Here is a 26,359-nt window from a genome sequence, read left to right as displayed (position 1 = left end):
GGAAGCACTTCTCCTGACTCCGGCGCAACCGGTAACTTCGCACCCGACGGCACGTACTGCTTATCCGACTCGCGCGGCTCCGCCACCCGAGTCGCCGAAAACTCCGTTACCCGATCCCCATCCCCATGTCGCTGCGCGTAGTCCTTCCGCTTCCCCGAATTCCGCTCCTTCTGCTGAGCGCCATAACACGACGCCTCATCAGCCAACAACTCATCACCGTATAGCACAGACCGCAACGCCAATCTCCACTCCGAATCCACCCCAGAAGGCAACGACCCATACAGAACAGAGAGAGAATCGTACAGCTCAGTCAACTCATTCCCAGAACCCATCGGATAGGAAACCCGTTACAGTCCGGTGATAATAAGTCGTCGATTGTTCCTTTCTTGTCCGACTTTCCTTGTTTGGCACCTGATTCACGCTAAGAAGGACATTAATTTCTGTACCGGTATCCGAGGCATGGTGTGTCCGGATTCTGATTATGACTGAAAAGAAAACTATCGAAGTCAGCGCAGACGTGTTCGAGAAAATCGCTCAGGACAAAGGGAAACGGACGTGGGACCAACAATTAGAGCGGATGCACGAGATGGCCTATGGAACCGATTACGTGCGGTCTCCGAAGCTACAAGATTTCAACGGCGGCGGCCCGGGCGGTGTTGTCGGTAAAGTCCGAGTTCCGTCCGATGGCGATCTTGAATTCCTTCTACGACTTTCCGACGGAACACCGACAGCGGTAGCCACCTTCGACGAACTTGCACCGAATGAAGAAGTGACTGTCGAGGTTCCAAAAGGCGAAGTAGTCGAAGAATAGATCGAACCACAGCCAATTTCGGGATCTGCCCCTGAAGGTCGCTACCCTCGTTCTGCGACGGACAGGTACAACGCATAATTATCGGTCAATTCCCCCGTATCGCGGTCTTCGGTCCGTTGAAGATTAATTTCAAGCCGTGTATCTTCCCCCTCGAACTCTAGGAGCGGCCTGAACAGGCTTCCAACTGCTTCAACGAACTCAGGGGATCCTGTGACCCGGATATCCGATATTTCGGTCGCGTATTTGCTTCCGCTGAAGTTATTAGGCTTCTCAACGACCGACTCTCGACTCTCCTGTTCAGAAGCCTCATCCAGACCGCTCAGCCAGTCGATTGCGTGCCGCTTCACTACGTGCCCAGAATCGGTCGTGGGGAGTTGCTCTAACTGACTCACACCACCAAGTTGCGCGTAATGGTATTTGAATCTCAGCGCGGTGCAAGGCGATCTACTCTTCGCCTTTCAAGTACATTCCCGCGACGACGTGCGGAGGCTCTTCCTGTTCTTCCGCCCACTCCTGGCGTTCCTCGTATTTCTCTTGCAGATTGTACCGGGAGATGATCTCTCGAACAGCCGCCACTAGCTCTTCACCTGTGATTTCTTCGTTACGGAGGTCTCTGAACTCGTCGAGGATCTGGTCTGCCGATACAGTCTCAACGATATCTTGGAACTGTGCTAGGGTCTGTTGTTGGTCGGTGTTTTCCACAGACGACGCGACTTCCCCGAGTTCGTCAATCACGTAGTCTCGGTCAATACTCGCACCTTGACGGGCCTCTCGTTGGAACTGACGGCGCTTACCCATGTCATCTCCGAACTCCGACCGCGCCACCTGAACCGCCCGTTCGTAGCGACTATCGAACTTTTCGGCATCAACGGACGCAACAGGCTCATCAACAGGACACGTGATGGTTTCGACGATAGTATCTTTCTCTTGTGAGGCAAGGTCTTGCCCTCCTTCGCTTGGGAAGGTTACGAGGTACGGGGTCGTGTAGTCTCCTTGCCGGTAGACAATGACGACACCGTCGTACTCTCGGTCCCACTCCATCGCACTCCGAATACCGTCACGGTCATCCAACCAACTGAGGAGATCCGGGTGTTCCTGTTTGAGATCCTGGAGGCTGCTTGCCGGACCGATGAGGTCGTCGCTCCCGATAATCTCGTTCACGTCGTCTTCGACCTTCTCGATATCCTCCTCGGCGTAGATGTCCTCCATGTACGACTTGTTCACGTTATCCTCCGGGCTCAGAATATCGCCGTCTTCACCTAGGATTCTACCGATTTCTTGAACCCGAGATTCAACGCGGTCGACGATGCCGAGTTCTTCTTCGAGTTTCGTTTCAGGCAGGAAATTGAGCGCGTAGATGTCCTCGTGGCCACTCCCGAGGCGGTCAACACGACCGATTCGCTGAATTAGACGCAGGGGATTCCAGTGGAGGTCGTAGTTGATGACTAAATTCGCATCCTGAAGATTGACACCCTCCCCGGCCACGTCGGTCGCAAAGAGGACATCAATCTCGTCACTGGGGTCAATTTCGTCCCGAGCATCGTTGGCCTCTGGAGCGAAACGCTGGATGATGCTCTCGACGTTTGACGTGTCACTCGTGGCACTGGCAAACCGAACGTCATCAGAGATGAGCCCGCGGTCTTGGAACTGCTCAAACGCAGACTCTAGATACTCTACCGTGTCTGTAAATTGCGTGAACACAATCAGCTTCTCAGCCCGATCACCGCGCTGAAGAATACCATGGGTGCCTACTCGAAGATTTCCAAGGAGTCCCCGGAGCTGTTCGACCTTGTCATCCATCGCGTAGTCGTTCTGGATGTCCTGATGGAACGGTTCCAAGGTGGCCTGGAGATCAGAGAGGAGTTGGATGTCAGTCTCAAGGTCGTGCTTCAGTTCTTCAAGATGGAAGGCTTCCGTTTGATATTCTGCGTACTCTCCTTCCTCAACCATCTCGTCAATTTCATCAAGGATGGTGTCGATCTGCTCACCACTGTTGATGAGCTCGGAGACGTCGCTCCCGACAGCGACCGTACCTTCGTCGAGGAGATCTCGGAACATTCGGTAACTCCGAAGCATCCGATTGAGAGACGTGTAGAAGGCGTGGACACTGCTTTCCAACCGCTTCAGGAGGTTGGACTTCATCAACCCACGAATGCTCCTTCCCATCGAAGAGAGGTTCTGATACGGGTCCTGATTCGCGTACCCCGTCTTCAGGTATTCCTCTTGACCCAGTGAGTACCGAGCGAACGTGAGGTCTTCCAGCGTCTCCACAATCGCATCGTAGAGTGAATCATTCACACCATCTTCCGTCGAGTACGTCTCATGCAGATTGTAATCGACCGTCTGTAAGTGCCGATCTGGGAGGTACCGTCGTTCGCCACCCATCTGGAGATACAGATTGCCCTCCTCGTCTTCCTCACCGTATTGGTCGATGATGTCCTGGCGAGTCCGCCGCACCATGACGTGGCTGAGAAGATTCGAGAGGTCAGTCTCGTCGTTCTCCGCCATCTGTGTGAAGTCGTAGAGGTTGGGGGGCGTAATCGGAATCTGCGTGAGGTCCTCGATGTGGAACAGCTTAATCTGATTGTAGACGTCCCACGCGCTTTTCGTATACGGTGTCGCAGTCAGGAGAATTGTCTGATTGACCGTCGGCAGGAACGACTGTAGATTGTCGTACCGGTGTGTATCGTCGTTCCGGAAGTGATGCGCTTCATCAACGAGACATACCGTCGTGTCGTCATGCTCTTCCAAGAGCGTCTCGTGGTAGTCCTCCTTCGAGACCATCCCCAGACTGATTACTTCCGCGTTGAAGTTGTACCGCTTGTTGACCATCCGCTCCCACATCGGCTGAAGATGTTTCGGCGAGATGATCAACATCTTCCCCTTGTTACCACGGAGACGATTCCGAGCGTGGAAGTGTTCGAGGAGGCCAAGGCCGACGAACGTCTTCCCCATCCCGACCACGTCGGAGACGAGGACCCCGTCGTATTTGTTGGCGATTCGGATGCCCCGATTCACCGCCCACTGCTGGAACTCATAGAGATCCTCGTATACGTCGAATGACTGGAGATAGTCTTCAGCAGTCTCTAATGTCTCCTTGTAAAGCTCGTAGAGAATCTTCGTGTACACCAGATACGGCGCCGGGAGACCAGTACCACTACTGACCTCACGGAGCGTCTCCGTCGTGTCATCTGGGAGTGAATCATCCGGCAGTGCCGGTGGCTCGTCTTCCGCCGAAACGTGACCCGGATTGTTCGAAACCCAAGAATCTTCGAATGCGTCTAGGAGGTCGGCGTCGAATTCTACGGCGTCGTCCCACAAGTCATCGAACCAGTCCTTCAGTTGCGTAACTCTCTCGTTGTAGACGGGTGCGTTTAGTTCCGTATTGCTGTGGAGCCCACTGAGACTGAGATTCGACGAACCGACGACGCCGACGTCTTTGGGTGTAAAGATGTCCCCTTCGTCTTTTTCGAAGAGATATGCCTTTGCGTGGAACCGTTCCTGAAGGTACAGCTTTGGCTGGATACGTCCCTGTTCTAGCCAGTCGATTAGCTTCGTGAAGAACGCTTGATTCTCTGCAGTCGGGTTTTCGTAAAGCAGCTGGTTCGAGTAGTTGTTCGCGGTTTCGGCACGAATTTCTGTGCGCTCACTCCACTTGACGTTCTGTGACTGTTTGAATTTCGTACCAGTGAGACGGAGGTTCTGATGAGCCTCTATGAGTTCGTCCAACCCCTGCTGATCTGGATTCCCTATTAGGACTTGGAGTGTACCACCGTTGTCGAGGAATTCATCCAGCTCTGGACGAAGTCGCTTTAGGCCGCTCATATAGAGGTACCCGACAGCAATCCGAATCCGATCCACCCCGTCGCCTTCGAGCCCGGATTTCAGGACCTCGTCTAGGTGCGAGTAGCGCCGGTTATCGATGATTCCTATTGATTCGTCATCACTCATGATTTCGAGCGGCTTGACTGCGATATTTGTTTATCATCTGAGTGGTGCAAACCGTGAAGGAGATTTGCGGAAACATACACTACACTGGAACAAGCCACATGAAAAATGTTTCATCGCACTACTGAGTGATTCACCAGTAGTACCAAACAAATGGAGATCGTGAGTATCATGGGAAGCGGCTCCTTAGGCAGAGAAATCAACTTGGATCCCCTCGTTACAGGTTTGAAAGATGAAGTCGGCGATATCTTGGAGACGAACTTCCAGAGTGCTGGGATAGTAACCGTGAAATTCGGAAGTGAAAGCCCAGCATTTAGTATTTATCGTACAGGAGCGTTTCAAGTCCGAGGAGCATCTGATCATGACGATCTGAACGACTGGATCGGTCAATTTCTTGGAATATTATCTGAGATTGGATTCGATATTGAGGACGCTGAATTTGAAGAGAAGACAGCTGTATTCATGGACGAGGTTCAGCAGAGTGTGAATCTGGAAGCACTCACGATTCACCTTGGTCTAGAATTCACGGAGTACGAACCCGAGCAATTCCCGGGCGTAGTGTATCGACCAGCAAACCAAACTGTTACGCTCCTTGTGTTTTCGAGCGGGAAGGTACTAGTTCTGGGCACCACCGAACAAGGGTGTGCAGAAGCTGCTTTCGAGTCCTTGAAAAAGGAGATTAGAGCGATCAGTTGAACTGCTTATCTGGAATAGTCATACTGGGGATTGTGTTGTGCGATAGTCTCACAGAGTGATGGATTTTCTTCAGGTTGCCTCATCAGTCTATCCCGGACCATGCGAACCATTTCTTGGTAGAACTCGCTTTTCTCCTCTACAGAGGTAAGACCGATCTCATCAAGGAAAGGCTCGTCAAGGGATCTCCGATCTTGCTTCATCTCATCTAAATCGAAATCATCCGGGGAATAAGCCTGCAGCTCCTCAAAAACATTGCCAATATCGCGGCTCATCACTTGTTCGAGTGTCTCTTTGATGCCCTCCTCAATCCCATCTGAAGCATTCAGTATTGGCATCTGTTGATACTCGAACTTATCCATCCTCAGAGTATTTGTCCAAGCACGAGCGGTCACCTCGGTCATGAACCAACCTAATGTTGTATTCATGTAACCAGCTAGGTACTCTGGTGACACAAACTCTGGCTTTGGAAGGTAGAAGAAGTTATCTGCTACCTCAAACAGACAGGGGTTGTAATGGAATTGGAAATTAGCGTTGAATGTTCTATTCAGTAGTAAGAACGGGCGATCACAATCTGACTGCTCATACCAAGGAGAACCACTTAGTGTAGGTCGGTCCGGAAGTGGTTTATTCGTTCTACCCCAGATTGGTTCTTCTCCAAGGTTAACATATTCGATTACTTGCTCGTTTTGTAACTCGGACTTCCCTCCTTCAATCTGGAGATGAACAGAGTTCAAGTGGCTTGGCTCGATCGGACTTTGTTTGATCTCCCGATTCTTTACTAGAATCAGGTTAGGAACCAGTCTTCGGCTATCTCCTTCATAGATGTAGTCAAAGTCCTCAATAAAGCGGTCGGGGACCTCATCGGCATCCCTCATCCAGTATTCCTTTTCGATATAGTAGTCTTCTCCTGAATCAGTATGGTGTAGCCTGAGATCTCCGCTAGATTCCTCCACAGAAGACTCGAACGTATTATTGCTGTTCCCCGGACGAGGGACGAAGAAGAATTTGTTTGCACCGCTTGTGGTGCCACGTTTAAGTCCCTGCTCATCACTTACGAGGCTCCCGAGAGTGGCAAATTTACTTCCAGAGTCCCGCCAAATAGTGAAATAGAGCGTCGGTGCCTCAATAAACCGGCCCCAGATTCCATCCTCATAAGAACCGGTGGGGAGGCATCCACTGTCCTCATACGATTCAAGCGAAGACTGGTTACTCACAAGACCCACTTCTTCTGAGAAGACCTGTTCAGTTTCCTCGGTGTCGATCTCCTTCGTACTTCCTCCACCTAACCTCCACAGACTCTCATGTGGAATTGACGCAACCCGTATTCCGTCACTTGTACTGACTTGCATGGTTTCTTCGTCCAGCGGAACAGTTTCCGCCGACTCCTCGGGGGAAACCAAGAAATCTCCGAATTCAGTTGCATAATCATAGTCGAAGAAGCCGCGATTGAACCGGACGAAGCGAGTATTCTCGTTCAATACCTCCTGAGACTTCCGATTCGCAACTGTAATGTACGTGTTGACATCAGCGTCCTCGAAGGATTTCTCACTGGTATTGCCGAGAATGTACGAAAGATCGGTTAGTTTGAGCAAACCTTCGTGGAGCCGCTTCCCGTAGCCGATATCAAGCCAAGAGTTCGAGGTGATGAATGACAGAGTTCCGTTCTCCCGCAGCAGATCGATTCCCTTGAAGTAGAAATATATGTATATGTCGCTTCTTTTGTATGGCTTGATGTCAAATGTCTTCTGTACATACTCTACAAGGTCGTTTTTATACTGGTTCCTCAGATCCTTGACCTCACTATCTTCCATCTCATCAAGGCGTTCTGGGTGAATCCCCTGGTCGATGATGTCCTCTTGACGGACGTATGGTGGATTACCGATCACAATGTCGAACCCACCTTCTACCATTACGTCGGAGAAGTCGATGTCCCACATGAAGAACCCAGTAGCCCCGGCCTCGTCAATCGCGTCGCGAGTCTCCTTGAGCTCTTCAATCCGCTCCTCGACGTCGTCATCAACTTGATCGTCCTTTGTGTCCCCAAAGAGGGTCTGCTGAGAACCGTCTTTAGATAGGTTGTCGATGAGACCGTCGATGTGATTCTTGAGAAGTTCCACCTGCTTCTCTTCGATCTCCTGTGTCCGATCGGCCTCTCCTTCGAAGTGTTCGCGCTTCAGCTCTTTCAGTTCAGTAAGGAGGTCGCCAGTATCCCCATCTAGCGTTCGCGTGAGGGTATCTAGGGAAACAAACTCTCCATCGAGCTTCTGAATCAGGCTGTCGCCAACCTTAAGCTTGAAGGAGAAATTTGGAAGCACTGGCCGCTGGTCGGGGAGTTGCTCCTCGCCCTCAACGAGCGAAAGCCAAAGACGGAACTCAGCAACCCGAACCGCCCAGTCCTTGACATCGACGCCATACAGATTCTCGTTGATGATCTGCTCTTTGAGGTGGTAATCCGGAGTCGTACCGAGCTTTCGGTAAAGTTCGGTAACCACTTGCTTCATTCCCACTAGGAACGCACCACTACCACAGGCGGGGTCAACGATACGCAGTTCGTGGAGGATACCCTCCAGTTGCTCTGTTTTCCCGCTGCTCTCCGCATCCCAGTCCTGTGGCTCACTGAAGATAAACTCGACAATCTGCTGTTTTCCTTCGGCATCGAGATCGTTTGCATGGTCACAGAACTGCTCGTACAGTGCCATCCGGCACATCAGATCCACCTCAACACGAGGCGTGTAGAAGATCCCAGCTTCGCCGCGTTCCTGCTCAGCAATCAGAGACTCGTAGATCTTCCCGAGCATCGCGGGATCGACGGCGACGTCGATATCGTAGGGGCTCTCTTCGGTGACGGTGAAGTTATACTGTTCGAGGAACTCTTTGATCACCGACTTCAGCGCAGAATCTGATAGGAACGTGTCGCGTCCGTCCTCCTCAGTCGGCTGGAAGAGTCCACCGTTCATGTACGGGAGCTCAGCAACAGCCGTCTCGACTTCGGAGGGGAGGTCAGCATCGATCTCTCCGCCTTCCGGGCTGTTCATACCCTCGAAGAACAGCGCCGAGAGCCACTTCTCGTGGAACACGTCTTCCTCGTTGGACTCCTCGTACTGCTGGTGGAACCATCGGATGAAGTCCTTCCGGTCACCAATCCAGCCCTTCTTCTGGAGATAGTAGAAGAACATCAACCGGTTTAGCATCGTGTGTGCGTACCGGTCGGCGTCCTCAATCTCCAGTCCCTTACGGCGAAGTTCCTCACTGAGCGTGTCGAAGGCGCTCTTGTAGTTCTCGTAGAAATCCTCAGTGACAGGCTTAACTCGGAACGCCTCATCGATGCGTTCTGCCAGCCGCCCTTTGCTGGCATCCATACTCGAAAGCGCATTTGCAACGGTGCGGTGGGTCTCGCCTTCCCCGAGGGTGTACCGGCGCAGAACAGGACGGCCAGTCGTGATGTCGTCCGTGCCTTCCTCGTAGGGTGTGACGAGGTGCCAGACGTCCTCGTCAGGGGCGTGGAATACAGTCAGGAAGGAGCCGTCAATAGCCCACCCGCTCGTTCGGTCTGACCGTGTGAGGCTCTGGATAGCATTCCGTTCGGCTGTCCGGGTCAGCTTCTCCAGTTCGACGTAGATTACGCGGAAGTTTCCTGATTCGGCGAAGAGCCGGGCAGCATTCGCCCGAGCTGTATTCGGCCACTCGTGAACAGGGATGTCCTGCCAGGTTGCGTCACCCAGTGGTGAGGTCGTTTCTTCGAAATTGAGCACCTGAACGAAGAGGTCCTGGAAGAACTGGGTTGCCGCCTCTCCGGTGGAGCGGTAATCGCGTTCGAATTCATCTAGAGAGAGGTCCTCGTCTAAACGCTGCCGAATCTCTTTGGTTTGCTCGTCAGTCATGGATATTGAGTCTGGTGGAGGGGTTCGATTGGACGAGCCAAATGGACATACAGCACCTTGCTCCTTCCCCCGACTTAAATGTTGATTTGGCCGGGGGAGACATCACCTATGAGAATGTAACTTACCCGATTCAAACAAACTCCGCCAAATCGTCCTTCAGGGCGGTGAATATCTCTTCTGCCGCATCCACACTCCGACAGCCGGTAATCACGACGCGGCCGGAAGCAAAGAGCAGAACTACTCCGTCGTGTCCTTCAGGGCGATAAATAAGGCCTGGGAACTGTTCGGGTTCGTACTCTGTCTGTTCCAGTCCCAATCCGATAGCGAGCGCATTAAGATTCAGAGTCTGGCCGAGATCCTCAGTACATACGTAGTTTTGAACGGAGAACCACTCGTCAGTCGCGTTTTCAATAACGTCCATATCGGACAGGAACTTCAGAAACCGTTCCCGAAGGTCGAACAATTCCTCCTCTGAAGTCGGTCCGGTAATGATGTATTTGCCAGTCCTGTATACGGTAATCAGCGGGCCATCTTCCTCAAATCGAAGATACATGCCAGGATACCATCCGTCTTTAGCTAAGCGAAGAACCGCGTGACAGCAGCGGCTTATCGAGGCTACTTTTCGGAAGGAATGAGGAGGTGTCGAGTGTGTACAACGAGACCTCCTCATCGAGAATCTTGCGTCGTCTCACTACACTGTTTCCCTCTGAGTTCCTTGAAGAGCACGCCGAGGAACTCGGCGTGGTCGAACGGGAGGGGAAGCTTCAGATTCCCGTCCTCGTGTGGGCGCTTGTGTTCGGCTTCGCCGCAGGCGAGAGCCGAACACTCGCTGGATTTAGACGTAGCTACAACTCTACAGCCGATGAGACGATCTCTCCCGGTGGCTTCTATCACCGGTTGACACCGTCACTTGCAGAGTATCTCCGCGACCTCGTCGAGCGTGGTCTCGACGAGGTCGCTGTTCCCGACGCTGTTGACGGTGATATCAACCGATTCAGGGACGTGATGATCGCTGATGGAACGGTGTTGCGGTTGCACGAGTTCCTTTCCGACGAGTTCCAAGCTCGCCACGAGGAGCAGGCTGGAGCGAAGCTCCACCTGCTCCACAATGCCACCGACCAGACGATTGAACGGATCGATGTGACCGATGAAAAAGCGCACGACAGCACGCTGTTCAAGACGGGATCGTGGCTGCATGGACGGCTGGTTTTGTTCGACCTAGCGTACTTCAAGTACCGCCGCTTTGCGCTGATCGACGAGAACGACGGCTACTTCGTGAGCCGGTTGAAGCAGAACGCGAATCCGGTGATAACAGAGGAACTACGGGAATGGCGCGGGCGCGCCATTCCCTTGGAAGGAGAGAAGATCCACGACGTGGTCGGTGATCTCTCGCGGGAGTACATTGACGTAGAGGTCGAAGCGGAGTTCAAGCGGGGTCAGTACGAGGGAACACGGTCGCTAGACACGAAGCGGTTCCGCGTCGTCGGCGTCCGGGACGAGGACGCCGACGACTACCATCTGTATATCACAAATCTACCGAGAGAAGAGTTTCTCCCAGCAGATCTAGGGACGCTGTATCGGTGTCGATGGGAGGTAGAAACGCTGTTTCGTGAGTTGAAGACGCAATACGAACTAGATGAGTTCGACACGAGCAACCCTGTTGTGGTGGAGATTTTGCTGTATGCGGCGTTGCTGTCGCTGCTAGTGAGCCGTGAGTTGTTGGATCTGGTCACCGAGCAGGCTGACGACGAGATTGTGTTTCCACCGGAACGCTGGGCGGCGACCTTCCGGTCGCACGCCCAGCTTGTTCTCCACGAACTCGGTGAGTACCTCGGCTACTCACCACCACCGTTGCTGGAGCGGCTCATCGAGGATGCTCAGAAGATCCATCAACAACGACCGATCTTACAAGAGACGCTCGCTACCGCTACACAACCGAGGTGTGAGTCTTAGCTAAAGACGAATGGCCAGGATACTTATCAGGGTCATATCGAGCCCGAGGTTGACCGATTTCTTCAGAGAGTGTTTCAAGGTCAATCTCAAGATCAAGGGAGCCTGAACCGACCATATTCACGACTTTCACCATCGCTCACCCCACCGTGAGGTCAAAGAAAAATCGGGGCTATCCATCTTCAGAAGAATCTAGTTCCCATAGCTTAGCGTTCCCAACCTTTCGAGAGGTGAGTCTTCCCTCTTCCTCCAGCTCAGAAAGTTTCGCATGAGCAGTTCTGTAGGCACAATCAACTTCGTCGGCTACTTCCTGAGTACCTGCTGATCCCCCTAATGATTCTAAGGCAGAGAGAAAATTCTCCCGAGTATACCGCTCGGTGTATTTCCCCGTCTCCTCATCTCGATCTTTGGGCATTACTCCGTCCATTGCATCTACCTGTAGAAGGGGTTTAATCTCTTGCACCCAATGCATCCTAATGCAATGGTAACGCTTTTACCAATGCAGGCTAATGCATTGGATAAGGAGGCCCGGCCCAACGGGAGATCCAGCGTAGAGGATACCCGCGTGGTGGTGCACGCGGGCGGGGCTTCCTGATAATCCGAGGTAACCCCAATGGAAGATTCAACCCCAGATCGACAAGAAGGCACGGATCGAGAGTTAATTGAAGAAATAAACAAACTGGAAAAAATTTCGCTCGGGGAAGGGGCCGCGACGTGTCAAGTGTACGGCTCTTCTCTTCGTGAGGGTGATGCGGTTGTTGTGTACGTGTTTCGGCCGGCTGGTGAGGTGATGTTTCAGGTCGGTTACGTGGTGTGTGGTGACGAGGGTCATGAGCTTCCCACGGAGTACACGCTTGGTGTGCGGGAATTGCTTGTCGAGGGTCGCATCGGGGTGTGCTCGGACGGGGCGACGCAGTCGTCGTGGCCGGTGCTGTTGGATCCCGAAGTGGTGGGAGTGAGTGCGGCGGCGACGAAGTCGGTGCGGAAGATCCCCGATGGTGGGTCGCCGGTGAATGATGCGTTGGACGTTGAGGAACCAGAAACGTCCGAGACGCAGGCGAAGGTGTCCTCGGGAGAGGCGCGGCGTCGTGCGAGTCATCCAGACGGCAATGTGGTCCGCGGGATGTTCTGGGGTGGTGAGCGATGACGTCAGGTGAGTCGGCGCTCGTTGATTCGCACCTCGATGTCGAGCTGGACGTGCCGCGGTCGGTGGAGGAGATGCTGCTGCCGGACGTGTACATTGGCCTCGAAATCGACCTGCTGTCTCCTGGTGATGGGATCGTCACGGATCGGCACCATGCGTCGGCGGATCGGTATGAGTCGGATGATCCGATGAATCAGATTGAAGGACAGATAAGCCCGTTCACCCTGTCAGGCTGGCTGCGGCACGGGTGTGAGGAAGTTGTCCAGATTGCAGGGGCGACGGCGTGCCACCCTGGTGAACCGAATGCGGACTACATGCGTGCGGAGACGTACGAGCGTGACTTGGAGTCCGGGTACCATGAGAAGGGAACTTGTCTGGATGAATACGATGATGGGTGCGTCGTCTACGACTTGTTCGGCGGATTCGGTGCGCAGCCGGGGAAATTGCTGCGCCGGCCTGTGACGTTCTCCCCGATCCGCAGGAACGTGGACGTTCTTGACGGGGAGGCGGAGGCGCACTACCGTCAAATCTCGAATCAGGTGCGGTCTCGGAACGAGGAAGACGGTGGGCAGCCGCTCCGCCAGGCGGATCGGGATGTGCTTGGGAACGTTGAGGGAACGTGGAAGTTGACGCTCCGGGAGTTGAAGCCGGAGTTCGTCGGGCTGTTGTTGGAAGCCGTGTCGTTCCTTGACGCGCACAGTGACCAGTATGGGTTTCAAGTCGGCGGTGCACGGAATTTCGGCGCTGGGATTGCTGACGTGTGGGTGATCAATCCGTTGTACACTGAGCAGGAGGTGCGGCGTGTGTTCAATCGGGCGCAGGCGACGACATCGGCGATGGAGGAGAAGGATAAGTTGTGGCGGTCGGAGTGTCGGCCGGAGTTCGTGAGGGCGTTGCAGGCGCGGGTTGCGCAGCGTGATGGTGACGTGCCTTTCCCTGGTGATGATGGGTCAGCGGGTGGTTCGGCATGACTGGTGGGCGTGACGACCGGGATGCTGGTGATGATGATCCGGGGAATGTGGATCAGGATGGTGCGGAGCTGGATAAACTAGCCGAGCCAGCGACTGGTCTGCGGACTGCTCAAGAACGGACGGCATCGGAGGAGTCGATTGTTGCGTCTGGCGGTGGAGAGGCGGGTGCTGCGACTGACGGGTCATCAGCGACTGGTAATTCCGACACTGATGGTCTCGATGAGTTGATGGAGCCGTCGACGGGGCTCCGCACAGCCCAGGAACAAGAGGCGGATACGTCGACGGACGACGACGATGATGACGCTGGCCGGGCAGGTGATTGGGATGCGTGATGCGATCGCCGATTCTGAGGGGGAGGTTGATGCCGATGCGGTGGACCCGTTGGTGGCGGCGTATCGGCATGATGTGCATAAGCTGCGGGCGCGGACGCATAGCCATGCAGTGGATTCGATTGGCGGTGTGCGGGTGAATGAGCCGGTGCCGGACGGGGCGGACGGGGATGCGGCGTTGTTGAGTCGGCCGCGTGGTGATCCGGAGCAGACGGTGGATGCGTACGCGTCGTGGCGGCGTATGTCGTTGCTGACTGGGGAGGTCGTTTCGAGTGAGTCGGGTGAATCGCTGGACGAGTTGCTCGTGGCCGATGACGCTGAGCAGTTGCACGCGACGTGGGTGTCGGCGACGCTGCCGGCTGGGTTCAGTGAGTCGCCGTACTACCCGTATACGTCAGTGAAGTACCACACGCTCCTGGCGGCGGTGCTGTTGGATAATTACCGGAACGGTCACGAGTTCGGCGACTTGTTCCTGGCAGTTGAAGCTGCGGACGCGGAGTCTGTAACACCGCATCGAACAGTACTCTCGACGGGTGGGGTATCGTTGGCTGTGACTGGGGAGCCGGGGGATCGGCCGGCAGCGCGGTTGGGTGATGTGCCGGCGCGGTCGTTCGCAGATACGTGGGCGCGGCTCCCGGCGCGCCCGTTTGACGTGGGTGGGTCACGTCGGTGGCGCGTGCTGGATTCGCAGTTGCGGCGGATCCGTTCGTGGTCGGTGGCGCTACAGTTTATCGAGGACTACGTCGCGGCGTTCGTACCGGCGCAGTGCGCTGGGCATGGTCGCCGTGGCTGTCGAGGTGGGGGTGAGGGTCGGTGACGCGGCTCCAACAGGTCCTCTTCGAGTTGGAGTCGCCGTACTACGGGCATCCGTATTTCGTGTCGGGGAACGCCGTGTTCAATGCGGTGGCGCGGCGTGTCGGTGCTGCGACGCGTGGGGCGCTGCATGTGAGTCACGGCGTGTTTCTCCCGGGTGAGTACGGTGAGTACCCGGCAGGCGCGTCGCAGGATGGGTATGCAGGGAAGCTCGGGTTGTCGTTGCCGGACGTGGAGTCGTACGAGGACTTGTTCGTGTTTCGGGACGCGGCGCAGCGGTGGCTTCTGGATTCACGGCCGCGGGATGCGCATAACCTACACCCGTTGCAAACTCATGGTGGCCGTGTTGCGTTCGACGATTCGTGTTGGTTCGGGCGGCCAGCGGAGATGCGAGATCACCGCCGGTCAGTGTCGTGGTTCCTGCACTGCTACTTGCACGCCGGGCGTGGTGGTGTCGTACCGGTCGCGGAGGATGTACTGGACGGGATTCGTGTTGGTGGGACGCGGAATTACGGGTTCGGAAAGGTGTCCGTGGTGGAGACACAACTCGTAGATCTCGATGCGTTGGATTACGCTGGAGTGCGAGGGGCTGACGAGTTGCAGTTGGAGCTGGTGACGCCGTACGTGCTAGCGAGTGAGGCTCCGAACGCGGATTCACAGTCGGTGCCGTGGTGGTGGGATGTGCCGTCTGGCGGGTTGCGTCGCCGGGAGACACGCCTCGTTAATGGTGAGGAGTCGTACGCTGTGGCGACGGTTGATCACGGGCAGGTCGTCGAGTACGTCGGAGATGACGCGGTGCGAACGGCGAAGAACGGTGTGACGCGGGTTGGAACGCATTCTCGGTTCGGGTTCGGGGAGTTTCGGCTGCGCCCGAGCGGTGCGGACCGGGTGCCGGAGCGTGCGGCGGCCGCGTCGGACGGAGGTGGTGTGTGATGGTGTTGGAGCAAGTGGCGTTCGATATCGAGACGACTGGGTTCAACGTTGATGACGAGGTGACGACGGTCGGGTTTGCGGTGCCGATGGGCGTCCGCGTGTTCGTGCAGACTGGCGAGCGGGCATCTGTTCTAGTTTAGTGACGGAGTGAAGCAGGATCTCAGCGGAGACTATACCGAATTGAGGCGGATTAGCTCAGGAGACTGGGTTCGCTGGAGCAGGCAGTCGCTGATTTGTTGTGTGATACCTTCGAGGCGGCGCACTCACAGCCGTGAGTGCGTCGCCGTTCCAGCGCTGCCGCTATCGACACAGGTGCTTCCCCGGTCGTCAGGCGAGTTCGTTACCAGAACTCGCCTGACTCAACCTGCTCACGTAACCGCGGTCGATGCGGATTTGGATCACGTGAAGCCCACAGCAACAACTCATCTAAATCCGGAAGTTCGTACCCTAAATCGAGCATCACGTACAACTGAATCAGGTGTGAATGGCGTTCGACAGCGTGAGAACATCGTCGACGAGGAAGTTGCGGCGACGACGCTGTGGCGTCGTCGGCGCTTTCCCGTTGTTTCACGTCCAGTTTCCGGAGTTCATCGACGATAACACGGCTCATCAGCAGTGAGATTGCGGCCATGATGACCAGAGCTTCGATGATGTACGGATCGGTCGTGTTGATTTCGTCAAGTCCGAAGCGTGATTTCAGTTCTTTGAACAATAATTCTATTTCCCAGCGCGCCCGATAGAGCTGTGCGATATCGGGCGCACTATAGTCGTCTTTCGAGAGATTTGTCAAATAGAGATGGTACTCTTCAGTATCCTCGTTCCAAACACCGACCAGTCGGAACGTTCGGGTCGTGCTGGTGCACGACCCTCGCTTTCGCTCGAACGAGAGGGTGATGCGAACATCGATTTCCTGTCGCTGCAGGTCGTCAAGGACGTCCTGCAGCGACTCTCCTTCGAGCGGGATACTGTTCCCCCGCCACGTCCGGAGCTCTTCGACGATCTCGAAGTTTGCGTCGTCTTTCACACGGGAGACGAACCAGCCGTTATTCTGGTCGATGCGGTCGAACAACCAGAAGTCGTAGAAACCGAGATCGAGCAAGACAAGTGCGCCAGCTACCCACTCGCCGGTGGGTAGCTGGCTCCGTTCTTGGGTTTTAGCGTCAGTTGTTCGGTACCGTGTTGGAAGGCCAGTTGAGAGTGATTCTGTTAGGTGAAGTTTCAGACCGGCCTGATCGTCACCGGTCGCAGCGTACACATCCGCGGCGTCTTGATAGAGAGAAACAATGCTCCCATCGGCAATGAGGACGTCTCGAAAGCGTTCGAGACGTCCGCTAAGGTCGGCATTTCTGGTATCGAGACTCTCGATGGCATCATCGAGAATCTCTCGAAGGAGTGCAACGAACGGTGGAGAGAACCACCCGTGGAAGGTTGCATAGGAGAGTTCATCGCAGTCGGACATTTCGACGAATCGTTCGAGAAAAGCCTGTACAGATCGGTCTGACCCAGCAGCGAAGCCAAGTGAAAGCGTGTAGAACAGCGCAACAGCGTCGAATTTCCGTTCACGCTCGACGAGATTCGTTGCGCGAGCGCGCTCGCGCAACTCATCGGAGGGAAACGCTCTTTGAATCCGATCAACAATCACTGAATCCGGTGGGGAGTAAGTCACACTATCCACCGGATTTCTCTGACTGGTAGTTACAACGATATCTAATCAGACGACGGTACACTCTGCTAAACTAGAACGGATGGGCGAGCGGGACGCGCCGGGGATTGAATCGGCTGTTGAGTCTGAGGTGTCGGAGACGCTCGTGCGAGTGTCTGCGCATGCGTCTGAAAGCGAGTTGCTGGCCGCAGTGTCTGAGTTCGTTGCGGAGCGGATCCGTGATGACATGCTGCTCGTCGCGTACAATGGAGAGCGGTGGAATGGCGGGTTCGACGTACCGTTCCTGCGAACGCGGTACGCGCAGCGTGATTTAGCATGGCCGTTCGTCGACGTGCCGTACGCAGACGTGATGCCGCTCGTCACTGACCGGTTCAACACGACCGTTGATGGGACCGAGCAGGGTGATCTCGTGACGGCGTACGACGTGTTGTGCGACGGTTCATACGGTGATCTCGACCCGTTCGACGATAGTGCAGAGGCTGTGGCGGCGTTCGAGGACGGGCGGTTTGCGGAGCTCGTGTTGCATAACGTGGCGGATGTGCTGCGGACACGGGCGCTCGGCCGCGTTGCGGAGCGGTACTGTTCGAAATTCGAGTTCAAAGTGAAGTCGCTGACGCCGACGAGGTCGATCTGAGATGCAGGTGGATCGAGTCCGACGCGGGGTTCGCGGCAGGTTGGTTCGTGACTGGGTGGTGCCGCCGGATTTGCTGTGAGCGGTACGCGGCGGCGACGCGGGTACGACGGGCTGCGAATTGAAGCGATACTCCACGACTTCCCGTTCCCCGGTGTGAACAGCTGCAGAACCGACCACTGGAAATCAGCGAATGACAGAAACAGAGTCACACGATCACGACGACGCGCCGAGGATGAGCGAATCGAGCGGTGAACGAACGGAGCGGTTGACGCCTGAGGAGTGCCACGAGACAGTTGATCCGAAGACGCGGGAAGCGGTGCTTGACGAGTACGCCCATCGTTGCCAGGTCTGCGGGCGACGCGGACCGGAGAAAGGCGGGTTAGCGACGCTGCATGTCCACCATATCGAACGCGACCCGGACGGGATTGGTGAGCATGATATGGAGAACCTGACGTTGCTGTGTCGGTCGTGCCACAGCTGGTTCCATCAACAGAGCACGCCTGACGACGCGCCGGTAGAGATCACTGAGGAAGACCAGAGTGTGTTGCTTCCGCAGGACATCGAGATCCTGCGGTTCTTAGCAGATGCGGGTCCGGCGCGAACGGGTGATATTGCGTCCGGAGTGCCGACTGACTTGACGGTGTCAGCGGTTCGTGAGCGGTTGTGGGTGCTGATGGGGCTCGACAACTTGGTCGAAGCCCGCGACCGGCAGATCGTCGATAAGGACGTCGAGACCGGGGAATGGGGGCTCACCGAGCAGATCGAGAACTCCGCTCGTGGGCACATCCCAGATGACCCGCAGTTGTTGCTCCAGCGTATGGAGGACGAGAAAGTCCGACAGGCACTCGACCGCGGGTGTGATCGCAACGACGTCATCAACGTGTTCGATGTCTCGCGTCGGACGACGTTCAACAAGCAGAAGCGAGCCTGTGCGTACGACTTCCCGTTTGCCGCGTTCAACCGCGGGGGACGGCCGACGACCGACAGCGACCGGTCGGAACGCAGTCCCGCCACGACCGACACAGGAGAGGACGACGGTGATGAACAGCAGCGGCTTGACGCAGCCCCCGAACAGGACACAGACTCGGTGGGCCGAACTGAAACGTGGGGTGCGACTGAGACGACTCCCGAATCGGAGCCCTCGAATGAGAGCGTGGAGGGTACTGATCAAGCGGTGAGTGAGAACGGTGCAGATGACGAGCTGCGCGTGCATCTGCAGCACGCAATTGATGCGCTACAAGAGGTAGAGCAAGGGCTGTAACTGAAATACGAGCTAGTCGGAGACTCGACCGGACTGGGATGTATCACCTGTTTTTATTGATACAGGTGCTCTAATTACGAGCAATCAATGTGCCGGTGCTGCTTGACGGAATATGTGAGAATCACACCGGAGTGTAGACCCTAAATGAGCGAAATACCGTTTCCGGAAGCGGAGAACCTCGACAAATTACCTAAAGACAAACGCGTATCCAGGATGGCTGAGTTGCTCGAAGACAGTCAAGAGATAGTCGCTCTTTCCATCGGTAATACGACCGGTGAGTTACCAAAGACCGGCTCCGTTGCCCGAGGTACGTATCCTGGTGACACGGAAGCAGAAGCTCTCGGTCGAGCCTACCACATCCGTGACCAGATTCGAGAGAATGGTGGCGAGGCTGAAGTCACATACATCGAACCTGTCGCCTACATCGATGGGACGACTTTTCATGAGGTTGAGATTGAGGTCATTGAAGGAAGTGAATAACTAGGTGGTGCTTGCGGAGTGACGGTGGGTTGTGAATGAGACATATTACTGTAGCGTTGGAAACGGGTGGTATGGATACGGCCGAGATCCGGGAGTGGGCGAAATCATACGACGAAAGTTACGATGAGGAACTCCACGAGATTGAACAGACGCTCCATGAAGCGCTACAAGCACAGGAGTACATTACGCAAGGACAGCTTCGTGATGTAGTCACGTGGAAATTGGATAACCAAGCGGGGCGTCGAAGCGGGAATATTGAACGAGTGAATTTGGTTCCCGGTGAGTTTGTGCGCCGGGTAAGCGAGGCTGCCTTGTTGGTTGACGATCCAGAGGTGCAACTCAAGACGTTGTCCTCGATTCCTGGAATTGGGTATGCGACAGCGACAGTCGTGCTTACGTTCTATGACCCTGAGCGGTACGCTGTGGGGGATCGATACATGGTGGATTTGTTCTTCGGTGAAGATCGGCAGATGCGGGTGACGGATTATCCAAAGCTGCTCTCGGAGTTGCATGACCGGAATCCGGGAGGGTTCGGTCTCCGAACGGTGGAGAAAGCGTACTATCAGCGGTATCGAGAAGAGAACGATATCGCGTAGGCCAACGGTTGAGGGCTGCTGGTGTACAGAATATCGCGTGATATGTAGTTACTCAACGGATGAACTTGGAGGTGTTAGAGAGGTTTCGTCCCGTGGTTTCGTCGCTCCTGGATCGTATCCTGCGTCTTGAAGGTTCGAAAGGACATCGTGGATGGTGTCGAGAGTGTCATACAGGTTTTCTGTGGTACGGCCGTCGCTGAGGAACTCGTTACTATCTGTGTTCTCGACGAGGAGGTTGGCGTGCGCGACGTCGTTGCGGAGGTCGGTGACTTCGTGGAGACGGGAGTCTGCACCGCCTTTCGTAGAGAAGTCGCAGGTTTGCCAGCAGGCTTCGACGCTGGTGACGATGGTTTCGAGCGTGGAGAATTGTGCGTAGTGGATCTCGTCTAACGCGACGTTGGCGGCTTGTGCGTCTTCGTACCGGTCTTCGATGTCGTCGAGTTCGTCTGCGGTGACGGGCGTGGTTTTCCAGTCTGGTTTCTTGTCGAGGATGAGCTCGCGGAGGTGTTCTTCGAGGTAGGTGATGCGGTCGAAGAGGTAGATGCGTACTGGGGCGGTGTTGAGATCGGCGCGGGTGAGGATGCCGGTGACGTTGTTGTGGCCGCCGAGGAAATAGACTGGTTGCTCGATGAGTGCGGACAGGACGTCGGTGAATGAGGTGTCGCCGCTGATCATGTGGCCGATGGTCAGCGGGGTGAGGTGGTCGTCGAGGGTGTTGCCGTCGTCGTCGGTTGTGACGTCATCTTCGTGGATAAATCCGATTGGGTCGTCGTTCGCGTAGACCGGGGCGGCGTCGTAGCCGTTCTCGGCGAGCCACTCGGCGGCGGTGCGTGGTGGCGTGTCGTGTTGGAGGTGTTCGACGGAGTGGGTGGCGAGTTCAGCTGCGGTGCAGTCGTAGAGGTCGCGGGGCATATTGCCCGGTGGGACGCCGAGGGTAGTCAAAATGAGGGTGCGATAGTGAAGGGGCGAGGTACCAACCCACCACAAAGTTAATACCTGTAAGGCATATATTTCTATTTGATTATGCCCAATGGGCATTTTGAGTCGGCGGGGGCGAGTATCGAGTACGGTGCTGCGGGCTGCCTCTTCCCCGTCGGCGACCTGGATGCGACAGTGCTCCAGTACCGAGATGCCCAACTCGCGCTCGACGACGTCGATGGCTCGGACGTCATCGTCGTCGCCCCAACGAGTCTTGCAACCAGTTACTTCCTCACTCAGCACGCGCTCACCGCAATTCCCGTCGACAGTCTCTCCACTGCAGTTCAGACCCGGCTCGCCAACGAGCTTGACGACCCCGTAGACACGTTCGAGTTCATCCAGATCGGCAAGTGGAACAGTACCAGCGCAAATCACTCACTCGCCGAGTTTACCGACGCCTGACCATCAACACTTGGACGTACTGACGCAAACAGCGCCAGCAGTACACGACTCTCAATGACTAAGACACTCGCCGACGAGTATCCCGAAGCCGCCACGTACATCCAGCAAGCCGTCGACGAACACGGCGAAGACTGGGTGCTGGAACACTATTACGAGCAACTGTACCCGCTCGGACGAGTGATAGCGATGCCCGAGAAGGACGAACTCCCGTTCTACGACGCGGACGAGCACGACACGATGACGGAAGAGGAACGGATCGAAATGTACCGGGCGTGGGCTGAGTACCGGGAGAACCTCCGTACCGGAACGAAACCTAGCGAGTGACTGCGACCCTACATTTTTCGCAGCGGTAGTCGTTGATGACGTATGGATTTGGATCGGGCGCGTGGTGCGTTACTTGGATTAGCGTCTGGGGATGCGCTTGGCCGGCCAGTCGAGTTTACGTCTGCGTCGGAGATCTCCGCTGAGCACGGACGGCTTGACGAGATGGTGGGGCACGGCACGTGGAACCAACCGGCTGGGACGATCACGGACGACACCGAACAGGCGCTGTGTATTGCTCGAAGTCTCGTCGAACACCAAGCGTTCGAGCCGGCGGATATCGCTGACCGGTTTGTCGCGTGGTACGACAGTGGCCCGTTCGATATTGGAGGAATGACGAGGCGGTCGCTCACCCGGCTCAAACGCGGCGACGCGTGGAACAAGGCGGGTCAGCACGTGTGGGAGAACAGTCCGGAAGGGCAGAATGCGGGGAACGGGAGTGTGATGCGGTGTCCGCCGCTCGCCATCCCGTACGCGACGGAGTGGGATCGACTCGCCGAAGTGAGCCGGCAGTCCTCACAGATTACGCACGCTGACCCGCGGTGTACTGAAGGCTGCGCTGTCCTGAATCTCACAGTGGCTGGCCTCCTCGACGACGCGGACGCGCCGTTGCAGGATGCGCTCGATTCCGTCGGTGCAGACGCGCCTGGTGAGCTTGTGGCGGCGCTCGAACCACTCGCTCGTGGTGACTCACCCTCCACGCTGGAAACGTCAGGGTACGTCGTGCATTCACTACAGACGGCACTCCACGATGGCCTCATCGCGGACAGTGCTGAGGACGCGATTGTGACGGCGGTCAATCGTGGCGGTGATACCGATACGATTGGGGCGATTGCTGGCGCAGTCGCTGGCGCGCGGTTTGGAGCGTCACAGCTTCCGGATCGGTGGCTTGCTGCTATCGATGAGACTGACGAACTCGAATTGCTGGCGGAGCAACTCGCGGCGGTATGATACAGGTGACGGAAGGAACACTCCTGTTTTGTGTCGGTGTCGAAGACATATTTAGAGTCTATGTATTATGAGCGGCTGTGGAGACGACTTTCATCAAAATGACTCTCAACGACTACCTTTATACCGAGAGAGGATTTAGACTCTATGTACGCTGAGCGGCTATGGAGTCAACAAACGACGAAGAGACTCAACGGAAGAGCCTGTCGACGCGTGAGTCGCGGGCACTGTCACGGCTCGCAAGCGAGAACCGGCAGGTCATCAGTATTAGTGACATCGCGGACGCGCTTGACATTCCGCGGAAGTCGGCAAAGGACATGGCGTATGCCCTCAAGGAGAAAGGGTGGCTTGAGCGGATCGCGCACGGGAAGTATCTGATTCTCCCGCTCTCTGCCGGTGAGAACGCCGTGTATACCGAGCACGAGTTCGTGATCGCGTCAGCACTTGTGGAGCCGATGTATATCGGGTACTGGAGTGCGTTGAATCACCACGGGCTGACCGAGCAGATGTCTCGCACAGTGTATGTCGTGACGACAGAGCGCGCCCAGGAGCGTGAAATCCACGGGGTCACGTACCGTCCGGTGACGGTTACTGAGCAGAAGTTCTTCGGGTATCAACCGACTGCGGTCGGGTCGAACCAGGTGAATCTGTCGAGTATCGAAAAGACGCTGGTCGATTGCGCCGACCATCCGGAGTTCTGCGGGGGTATCAGCGAGCTTGCGAAGGCAATGCAGAACGCCGTCGACACACGCTGTTCGTGGGAACGCGTCGTTGAGTACCTGCGGCGGGTTGGGAATGGTGCCGCAACCAAACGACTCGTGTATCTCGCCGACCAGTTGGACATCGACCTTCCGGAGTACCAGGACCTCGTCGAGAGCTTCACGACCGGGTACCCACTGCTCGATCCGACGAGAGAAGCGACGGGAACCCGGGACAGCACGTACCAACTCCGCCTAAATGTTGACCCCGAATCGCTCCTTCCTGGTGACTTCTCATGATTTCCGAAGCGCAACTCCGACGGCTGGCCAGAGAGCTGGATGTTCGACTCGGCTACGCGGAGAAGAACTACGTCAATTCGTGGATTCTGTGGGCGATCTACACGAGTCCCTACGGTGACAACCTGCTGTTCAAGGGCGGCACTGCGCTCAGCAAGTTGTACTTCCCGGAGACGTGGCGCTACTCGGAAGACCTCGATTTCGGTGTCGAGGGAGAGTATCACGGGAGCGAAGCGGGGTTGCAACGCGCATTGGAAGACGCGACCATCGCCTCCGATATCGACTTCGAGGTGACCAAACACCGCGAACTGCAGAAAGAAGCGTATCCGACGCACTACGTCGATATTGATATTCAGTACGACGCTGTGCTCGGTCACAAGAACACGACGAGTCTGGACGTGATGATCGATGAATACGTGGCGTTTGCTTCGGTGGACCATCGCCACGGTTACCAGGATGTCCCGGAATTCGAGCTGACCGCGTACAGCTTGGAAGAAATCTTCGCGGAGAAGTTACGAGCACTCTATCAGCGGTCACAGGCGCGTGACTACTACGACCTGTATCGGATGCTTACGGAGGCTGACGTTGATGACTCGGTTATTCTTCCGGCATTCATGCGGAAGTGCGACCACGACGGGCTAGACATTGACCTTCGGGACGGGCTTCCTGGAGAGAAACGGGACGAGATTCGTGACGGTTGGCAGAATACGCTTCCTGATTTGGTTGCAGACCTCGCCGAGTTCGGCACCGTGTATGACACACTCGAAGACTACGTCGATTCGCTAGTAGACGAGCAGCAACGCTAGTTCTGGAAGTGGGCAACGGCAGGACCGAGTGCCCGGGTGCGTTGGCTTTCGGTCACGTCGTACCGTTCTGCTATGCTATTGCGCCGGTGTCTTCGGCGATAACCGTTCCAGCTTCACAGACAGGGCATTGTTCGTCGACGAGTTCATCAATGGTCTTGACCGCGTTCGACCGGCACTCAGGACACGCTTTCTCATCTCTATCCAAGTCCAGATCTACCTGGGTTTCACAGTGGATGCAGAAGCAGTACGTGTTGAACCCGGTGCGACGGTCAATCTCTTCTTGGGATGCGTCCTCGCCGATCACTTCTCTCGCTCGCCCTATTTCCCCGGGATGTGGACAGTGGACGCGTTCGTCGTCATCCGCAATCGCGTACATGTAGTACCCCCAGCCGGACGGCATCTTGAAGTCACAGTCCGAGTTCGTACAGTAGAAATCGAATATTTGGGGCATTGATGCGCCATTCACCGGGATGCCAGTAATCTGTTTCCCAAACCCGAATCGCCGTCAGGTAAATCTTGTTCGGGGACCGTTGCTCAACTCGCTCCAGCGAGACGGGTGTAACCCGGTTCATCGAGCATCGATTGGTACGCGTGATCGATATCTCGGCCCGAGAGGTGGACGTAGCGACCGGGGACGCGTGACCCGGGAACCCACCCGAACCAGACGCACATCTGTGCTTCTGTGAGGTAGTTCGCTAGGTAGGTTGCGCGACTATGTCTGAAATGGTGGGGATTGACGGATTTTTCAATTCCGACGCGCTCTCGCGCCTTGTTGAGAATCCGTAGTCGGATGTATTGGTAGCTGATCGTTTCATCTGGAGAGCCTTGCTTTTCGTCGATTTTGCACCATAACGGCGCATCTGGCCGTCTGTTGGGATGGGCTGAAAGCCACGAGTCGAAGTACGATTCAGATTCGAGCAGTAGTAGTCGGCGTGAACCGGTCTTCCCTGCAACGACGACTTGCTTTCCCAGTGTCGTGTTCTCGATGTGGCTTACTTGGAGGTCGATGAGTTCGCCAATCCTGGCTCCGGTTTCCCACAGTACAGCGATGAATGCGCGGTCACGTTCGTTGCGACACGCATCGACTAACGCCTGGACATCGCGTGGTGTGAGGAGACTTTGTGGGAGGATTCGTTTCTGCTCTACCGGCCCGCGCCGGATCCACTTGGTTTCCTCGGGGTCCTCGCCATCGTTCATCCACTTCCAAAACTGCTTGATCGCCTGCTTGTAATCAACGACTGTCGAAGCGCTCGTTCCGCGGGTGTACAGCCACGCGACGAGATCCACGATATCGTCTTTGTCGAGTTCCGTAAACGGGGTCTGACCGACGTGGTCAGTGATGATTTTGAAATGAGAGAGTACTTTTTGTTGTTGTGCGGGACTGATGTCCGCGAGAACCATGTCCCTGTGATACGCCTGAACCAGTCGCTTATTCTCCGGGTGGATATGCGTGGCTGACTCAACGTAGTTCAGTACTCGGGCGGCTGCCGCTTCGTAGTCCATCGTCGGCATGCCATCCAGACAGGGTCTCTACGGAGATAATCCGCGCGATAAGCGCGTCCAATTGTTGTTCGATTCCCGTGGGTCACATCGAGATATTCAGCCGTGGCCACAGGCCTTGGCGATATATTCGTACTGTGAGTCGCTCCCGATTGCTCTCAGTTGGCGTGTCTTTTTCGGCCCTCCCTGCGTTTCGATTGGGATCGATGAGCGCCCCTCAGCTTCCAGCCCATCCACGGCGTTGGACGTGTTAATAGTTGCTGCGAAGTCGCGTTGGAAAGCCGATCATTGTCCTCAAG

The 26,359-nt window shown here is 55.8% G+C and carries 26 protein-coding genes; 17 read left to right on the top strand and 9 right to left on the bottom strand.

Going from position 1 to position 26,359, the window contains the following annotated elements; translation table 11 throughout:
* Window positions 1-481: 481 nt before the first annotated feature.
* Entirely contained in the window at window positions 482-811 is a 330-nt protein-coding gene (locus ACOZ32_RS05500; protein ID WP_424335055.1) for a hypothetical protein, read from the top strand.
* Window positions 812-852: 41 nt separating this feature from the next.
* On the opposite strand, the gene ACOZ32_RS05495 is transcribed toward ACOZ32_RS05500, so the two are convergent.
* Both ACOZ32_RS05495 and ACOZ32_RS05490 read right to left on the bottom strand, forming a co-directional pair.
* Window positions 853-1,203, bottom strand: a complete 351-nt coding sequence (locus ACOZ32_RS05495; RefSeq protein ID WP_424335054.1) for a hypothetical protein — start codon at window positions 1,201-1,203, stop codon at window positions 853-855.
* 52 nt (window positions 1,204-1,255) lie between these two features.
* Window positions 1,256-4,762 (bottom strand): helicase-related protein, encoded by a 3,507-nt coding sequence (locus ACOZ32_RS05490; RefSeq protein ID WP_424335053.1) that lies wholly within the window; start codon window positions 4,760-4,762, stop codon window positions 1,256-1,258.
* 150 nt (window positions 4,763-4,912) lie between these two features.
* Here ACOZ32_RS05490 and ACOZ32_RS05485 point away from each other — a divergent pair, with 150 nt between their 5' ends.
* Window positions 4,913-5,455, top strand: coding sequence for a transcription factor (locus ACOZ32_RS05485; RefSeq protein WP_424335052.1), 543 nt, complete (start codon window positions 4,913-4,915; stop codon window positions 5,453-5,455).
* A 5-nt stretch (window positions 5,456-5,460) separates the two neighbouring features.
* On the opposite strand, the gene ACOZ32_RS05480 is transcribed toward ACOZ32_RS05485, so the two are convergent.
* Both ACOZ32_RS05480 and ACOZ32_RS05475 read right to left on the bottom strand, forming a co-directional pair.
* Window positions 5,461-9,336: an Eco57I restriction-modification methylase domain-containing protein gene (locus ACOZ32_RS05480; protein WP_424335051.1), complete on the bottom strand. Its 3,876-nt coding sequence runs from the start codon at window positions 9,334-9,336 to the stop codon at window positions 5,461-5,463.
* Between the two features lie 130 nt (window positions 9,337-9,466).
* A complete protein-coding gene (locus ACOZ32_RS05475; RefSeq protein WP_424335050.1) occupies window positions 9,467-9,889 on the bottom strand; it encodes a TATA-box-binding protein in 423 nt (140 codons plus the stop codon).
* Between the two features lie 125 nt (window positions 9,890-10,014).
* On the opposite strand from ACOZ32_RS05475, the gene ACOZ32_RS05470 reads away from it, so the two are divergent.
* Window positions 10,015-11,289, top strand: coding sequence for an IS4 family transposase (locus tag ACOZ32_RS05470; RefSeq protein ID WP_151147453.1), 1,275 nt, complete (start codon window positions 10,015-10,017; stop codon window positions 11,287-11,289).
* On the opposite strand, the gene ACOZ32_RS05465 is transcribed toward ACOZ32_RS05470, so the two are convergent.
* The gene (locus ACOZ32_RS05465) at window positions 11,264-11,422 is read right to left on the bottom strand and encodes a hypothetical protein (RefSeq protein WP_424335049.1); all 159 of its coding nucleotides are present in this window, start codon (window positions 11,420-11,422) and stop codon (window positions 11,264-11,266) included. The two genes, ACOZ32_RS05470 and ACOZ32_RS05465, sit on opposite strands and share 26 nt — an antisense overlap.
* 477 nt (window positions 11,423-11,899) lie before the next feature.
* Here ACOZ32_RS05465 and ACOZ32_RS05460 point away from each other — a divergent pair, with 477 nt between their 5' ends.
* The 5 genes from ACOZ32_RS05460 to ACOZ32_RS05440 all read left to right on the top strand — a co-directional run bounded on the left by ACOZ32_RS05460 (window position 11,900) and on the right by ACOZ32_RS05440 (window position 15,616).
* On the top strand, window positions 11,900-12,433 hold the full coding sequence (locus ACOZ32_RS05460; protein ID WP_424335048.1) for a hypothetical protein: 534 nt from the start codon (window positions 11,900-11,902) through the stop codon (window positions 12,431-12,433).
* Window positions 12,430-13,401: a hypothetical protein gene (locus tag ACOZ32_RS05455; protein WP_424335047.1), complete on the top strand. Its 972-nt coding sequence runs from the start codon at window positions 12,430-12,432 to the stop codon at window positions 13,399-13,401. Before ACOZ32_RS05460 ends, ACOZ32_RS05455 begins: the two co-directional genes overlap by 4 nt.
* Before the next feature lie 297 nt (window positions 13,402-13,698).
* The gene (locus ACOZ32_RS05450; protein WP_424335046.1) at window positions 13,699-14,547 is read left to right on the top strand and encodes a hypothetical protein; all 849 of its coding nucleotides are present in this window, start codon (window positions 13,699-13,701) and stop codon (window positions 14,545-14,547) included.
* Window positions 14,544-15,476: a hypothetical protein gene (locus ACOZ32_RS05445; RefSeq protein ID WP_424335045.1), complete on the top strand. Its 933-nt coding sequence runs from the start codon at window positions 14,544-14,546 to the stop codon at window positions 15,474-15,476. The genes ACOZ32_RS05450 and ACOZ32_RS05445 overlap by 4 nt, the downstream gene beginning before the upstream one ends.
* Window positions 15,476-15,616 carry a hypothetical protein gene (locus ACOZ32_RS05440; RefSeq protein WP_424335264.1) on the top strand — a complete coding sequence of 47 codons (141 nt, stop codon included), beginning with the start codon at window positions 15,476-15,478 and terminating at the stop codon, window positions 15,614-15,616. Before ACOZ32_RS05445 ends, ACOZ32_RS05440 begins: the two co-directional genes overlap by 1 nt.
* A 200-nt stretch (window positions 15,617-15,816) precedes the next feature.
* Here ACOZ32_RS05440 and ACOZ32_RS05435 read toward each other — a convergent pair whose 3' ends face one another.
* Window positions 15,817-17,151: an IS4-like element ISH32 family transposase gene (locus ACOZ32_RS05435; protein WP_424335044.1), complete on the bottom strand. Its 1,335-nt coding sequence runs from the start codon at window positions 17,149-17,151 to the stop codon at window positions 15,817-15,819.
* Between the two features lie 70 nt (window positions 17,152-17,221).
* On the opposite strand from ACOZ32_RS05435, the gene ACOZ32_RS05430 reads away from it, so the two are divergent.
* The 4 genes from ACOZ32_RS05430 to ACOZ32_RS05415 all read left to right on the top strand — a co-directional run bounded on the left by ACOZ32_RS05430 (window position 17,222) and on the right by ACOZ32_RS05415 (window position 20,110).
* Entirely contained in the window at window positions 17,222-17,773 is a 552-nt protein-coding gene (locus ACOZ32_RS05430; protein ID WP_424335043.1) for a hypothetical protein, read from the top strand.
* A 232-nt stretch (window positions 17,774-18,005) separates the two neighbouring features.
* Window positions 18,006-19,034, top strand: coding sequence for an HNH endonuclease (locus ACOZ32_RS05425; protein WP_424335042.1), 1,029 nt, complete (start codon window positions 18,006-18,008; stop codon window positions 19,032-19,034).
* A gap of 144 nt (window positions 19,035-19,178) precedes the next feature.
* On the top strand, window positions 19,179-19,514 hold the full coding sequence (locus tag ACOZ32_RS05420; protein WP_135829509.1) for a hypothetical protein: 336 nt from the start codon (window positions 19,179-19,181) through the stop codon (window positions 19,512-19,514).
* Between the two features lie 71 nt (window positions 19,515-19,585).
* On the top strand, window positions 19,586-20,110 hold the full coding sequence (locus ACOZ32_RS05415) for a hypothetical protein (RefSeq protein WP_135829508.1): 525 nt from the start codon (window positions 19,586-19,588) through the stop codon (window positions 20,108-20,110).
* 48 nt (window positions 20,111-20,158) lie between these two features.
* Here ACOZ32_RS05415 and ACOZ32_RS05410 read toward each other — a convergent pair whose 3' ends face one another.
* The gene (locus ACOZ32_RS05410) at window positions 20,159-21,022 is read right to left on the bottom strand and encodes a CBS domain-containing protein (RefSeq protein WP_135829507.1); all 864 of its coding nucleotides are present in this window, start codon (window positions 21,020-21,022) and stop codon (window positions 20,159-20,161) included.
* A gap of 111 nt (window positions 21,023-21,133) precedes the next feature.
* Here ACOZ32_RS05410 and ACOZ32_RS05405 point away from each other — a divergent pair, with 111 nt between their 5' ends.
* From ACOZ32_RS05405 to ACOZ32_RS05385, 5 genes are all read left to right on the top strand, one after another.
* Entirely contained in the window at window positions 21,134-21,490 is a 357-nt protein-coding gene (locus ACOZ32_RS05405; protein ID WP_424335041.1) for a hypothetical protein, read from the top strand.
* Between the two features lie 54 nt (window positions 21,491-21,544).
* On the top strand, window positions 21,545-21,814 hold the full coding sequence (locus tag ACOZ32_RS05400) for a hypothetical protein (protein ID WP_135829505.1): 270 nt from the start codon (window positions 21,545-21,547) through the stop codon (window positions 21,812-21,814).
* A 42-nt stretch (window positions 21,815-21,856) separates the two neighbouring features.
* Window positions 21,857-22,762: an ADP-ribosylglycohydrolase family protein gene (locus ACOZ32_RS05395; RefSeq protein WP_135829504.1), complete on the top strand. Its 906-nt coding sequence runs from the start codon at window positions 21,857-21,859 to the stop codon at window positions 22,760-22,762.
* A 161-nt stretch (window positions 22,763-22,923) separates the two neighbouring features.
* Window positions 22,924-23,757, top strand: a complete 834-nt coding sequence (locus tag ACOZ32_RS05390) for a type IV toxin-antitoxin system AbiEi family antitoxin domain-containing protein (protein ID WP_135829503.1) — start codon at window positions 22,924-22,926, stop codon at window positions 23,755-23,757.
* The gene (locus ACOZ32_RS05385) at window positions 23,754-24,560 is read left to right on the top strand and encodes a nucleotidyl transferase AbiEii/AbiGii toxin family protein (RefSeq protein WP_424335040.1); all 807 of its coding nucleotides are present in this window, start codon (window positions 23,754-23,756) and stop codon (window positions 24,558-24,560) included. Before ACOZ32_RS05390 ends, ACOZ32_RS05385 begins: the two co-directional genes overlap by 4 nt.
* Before the next feature lie 70 nt (window positions 24,561-24,630).
* On the opposite strand, the gene ACOZ32_RS05380 is transcribed toward ACOZ32_RS05385, so the two are convergent.
* Window positions 24,631-25,011: a hypothetical protein gene (locus ACOZ32_RS05380; protein ID WP_135829501.1), complete on the bottom strand. Its 381-nt coding sequence runs from the start codon at window positions 25,009-25,011 to the stop codon at window positions 24,631-24,633.
* Between the two features lie 83 nt (window positions 25,012-25,094).
* Complete coding sequence (locus ACOZ32_RS05375) at window positions 25,095-26,072, bottom strand: tyrosine-type recombinase/integrase (RefSeq protein WP_135829500.1); 978 nt, start codon at window positions 26,070-26,072, stop codon at window positions 25,095-25,097.
* Between the last annotated feature and the right edge of the window lie 287 nt (window positions 26,073-26,359).

The sequence above is a fragment of the Halobacterium sp. MBLA0001 genome, assembly GCF_049705385.1.
GTDB lineage: Archaea > Halobacteriota > Halobacteria > Halobacteriales > Halobacteriaceae > Halobacterium > Halobacterium salinarum.
The sequence above is the reverse complement of the archived record's forward strand: the minus strand, read 5'-3'. Positions and strand labels throughout refer to the sequence as shown.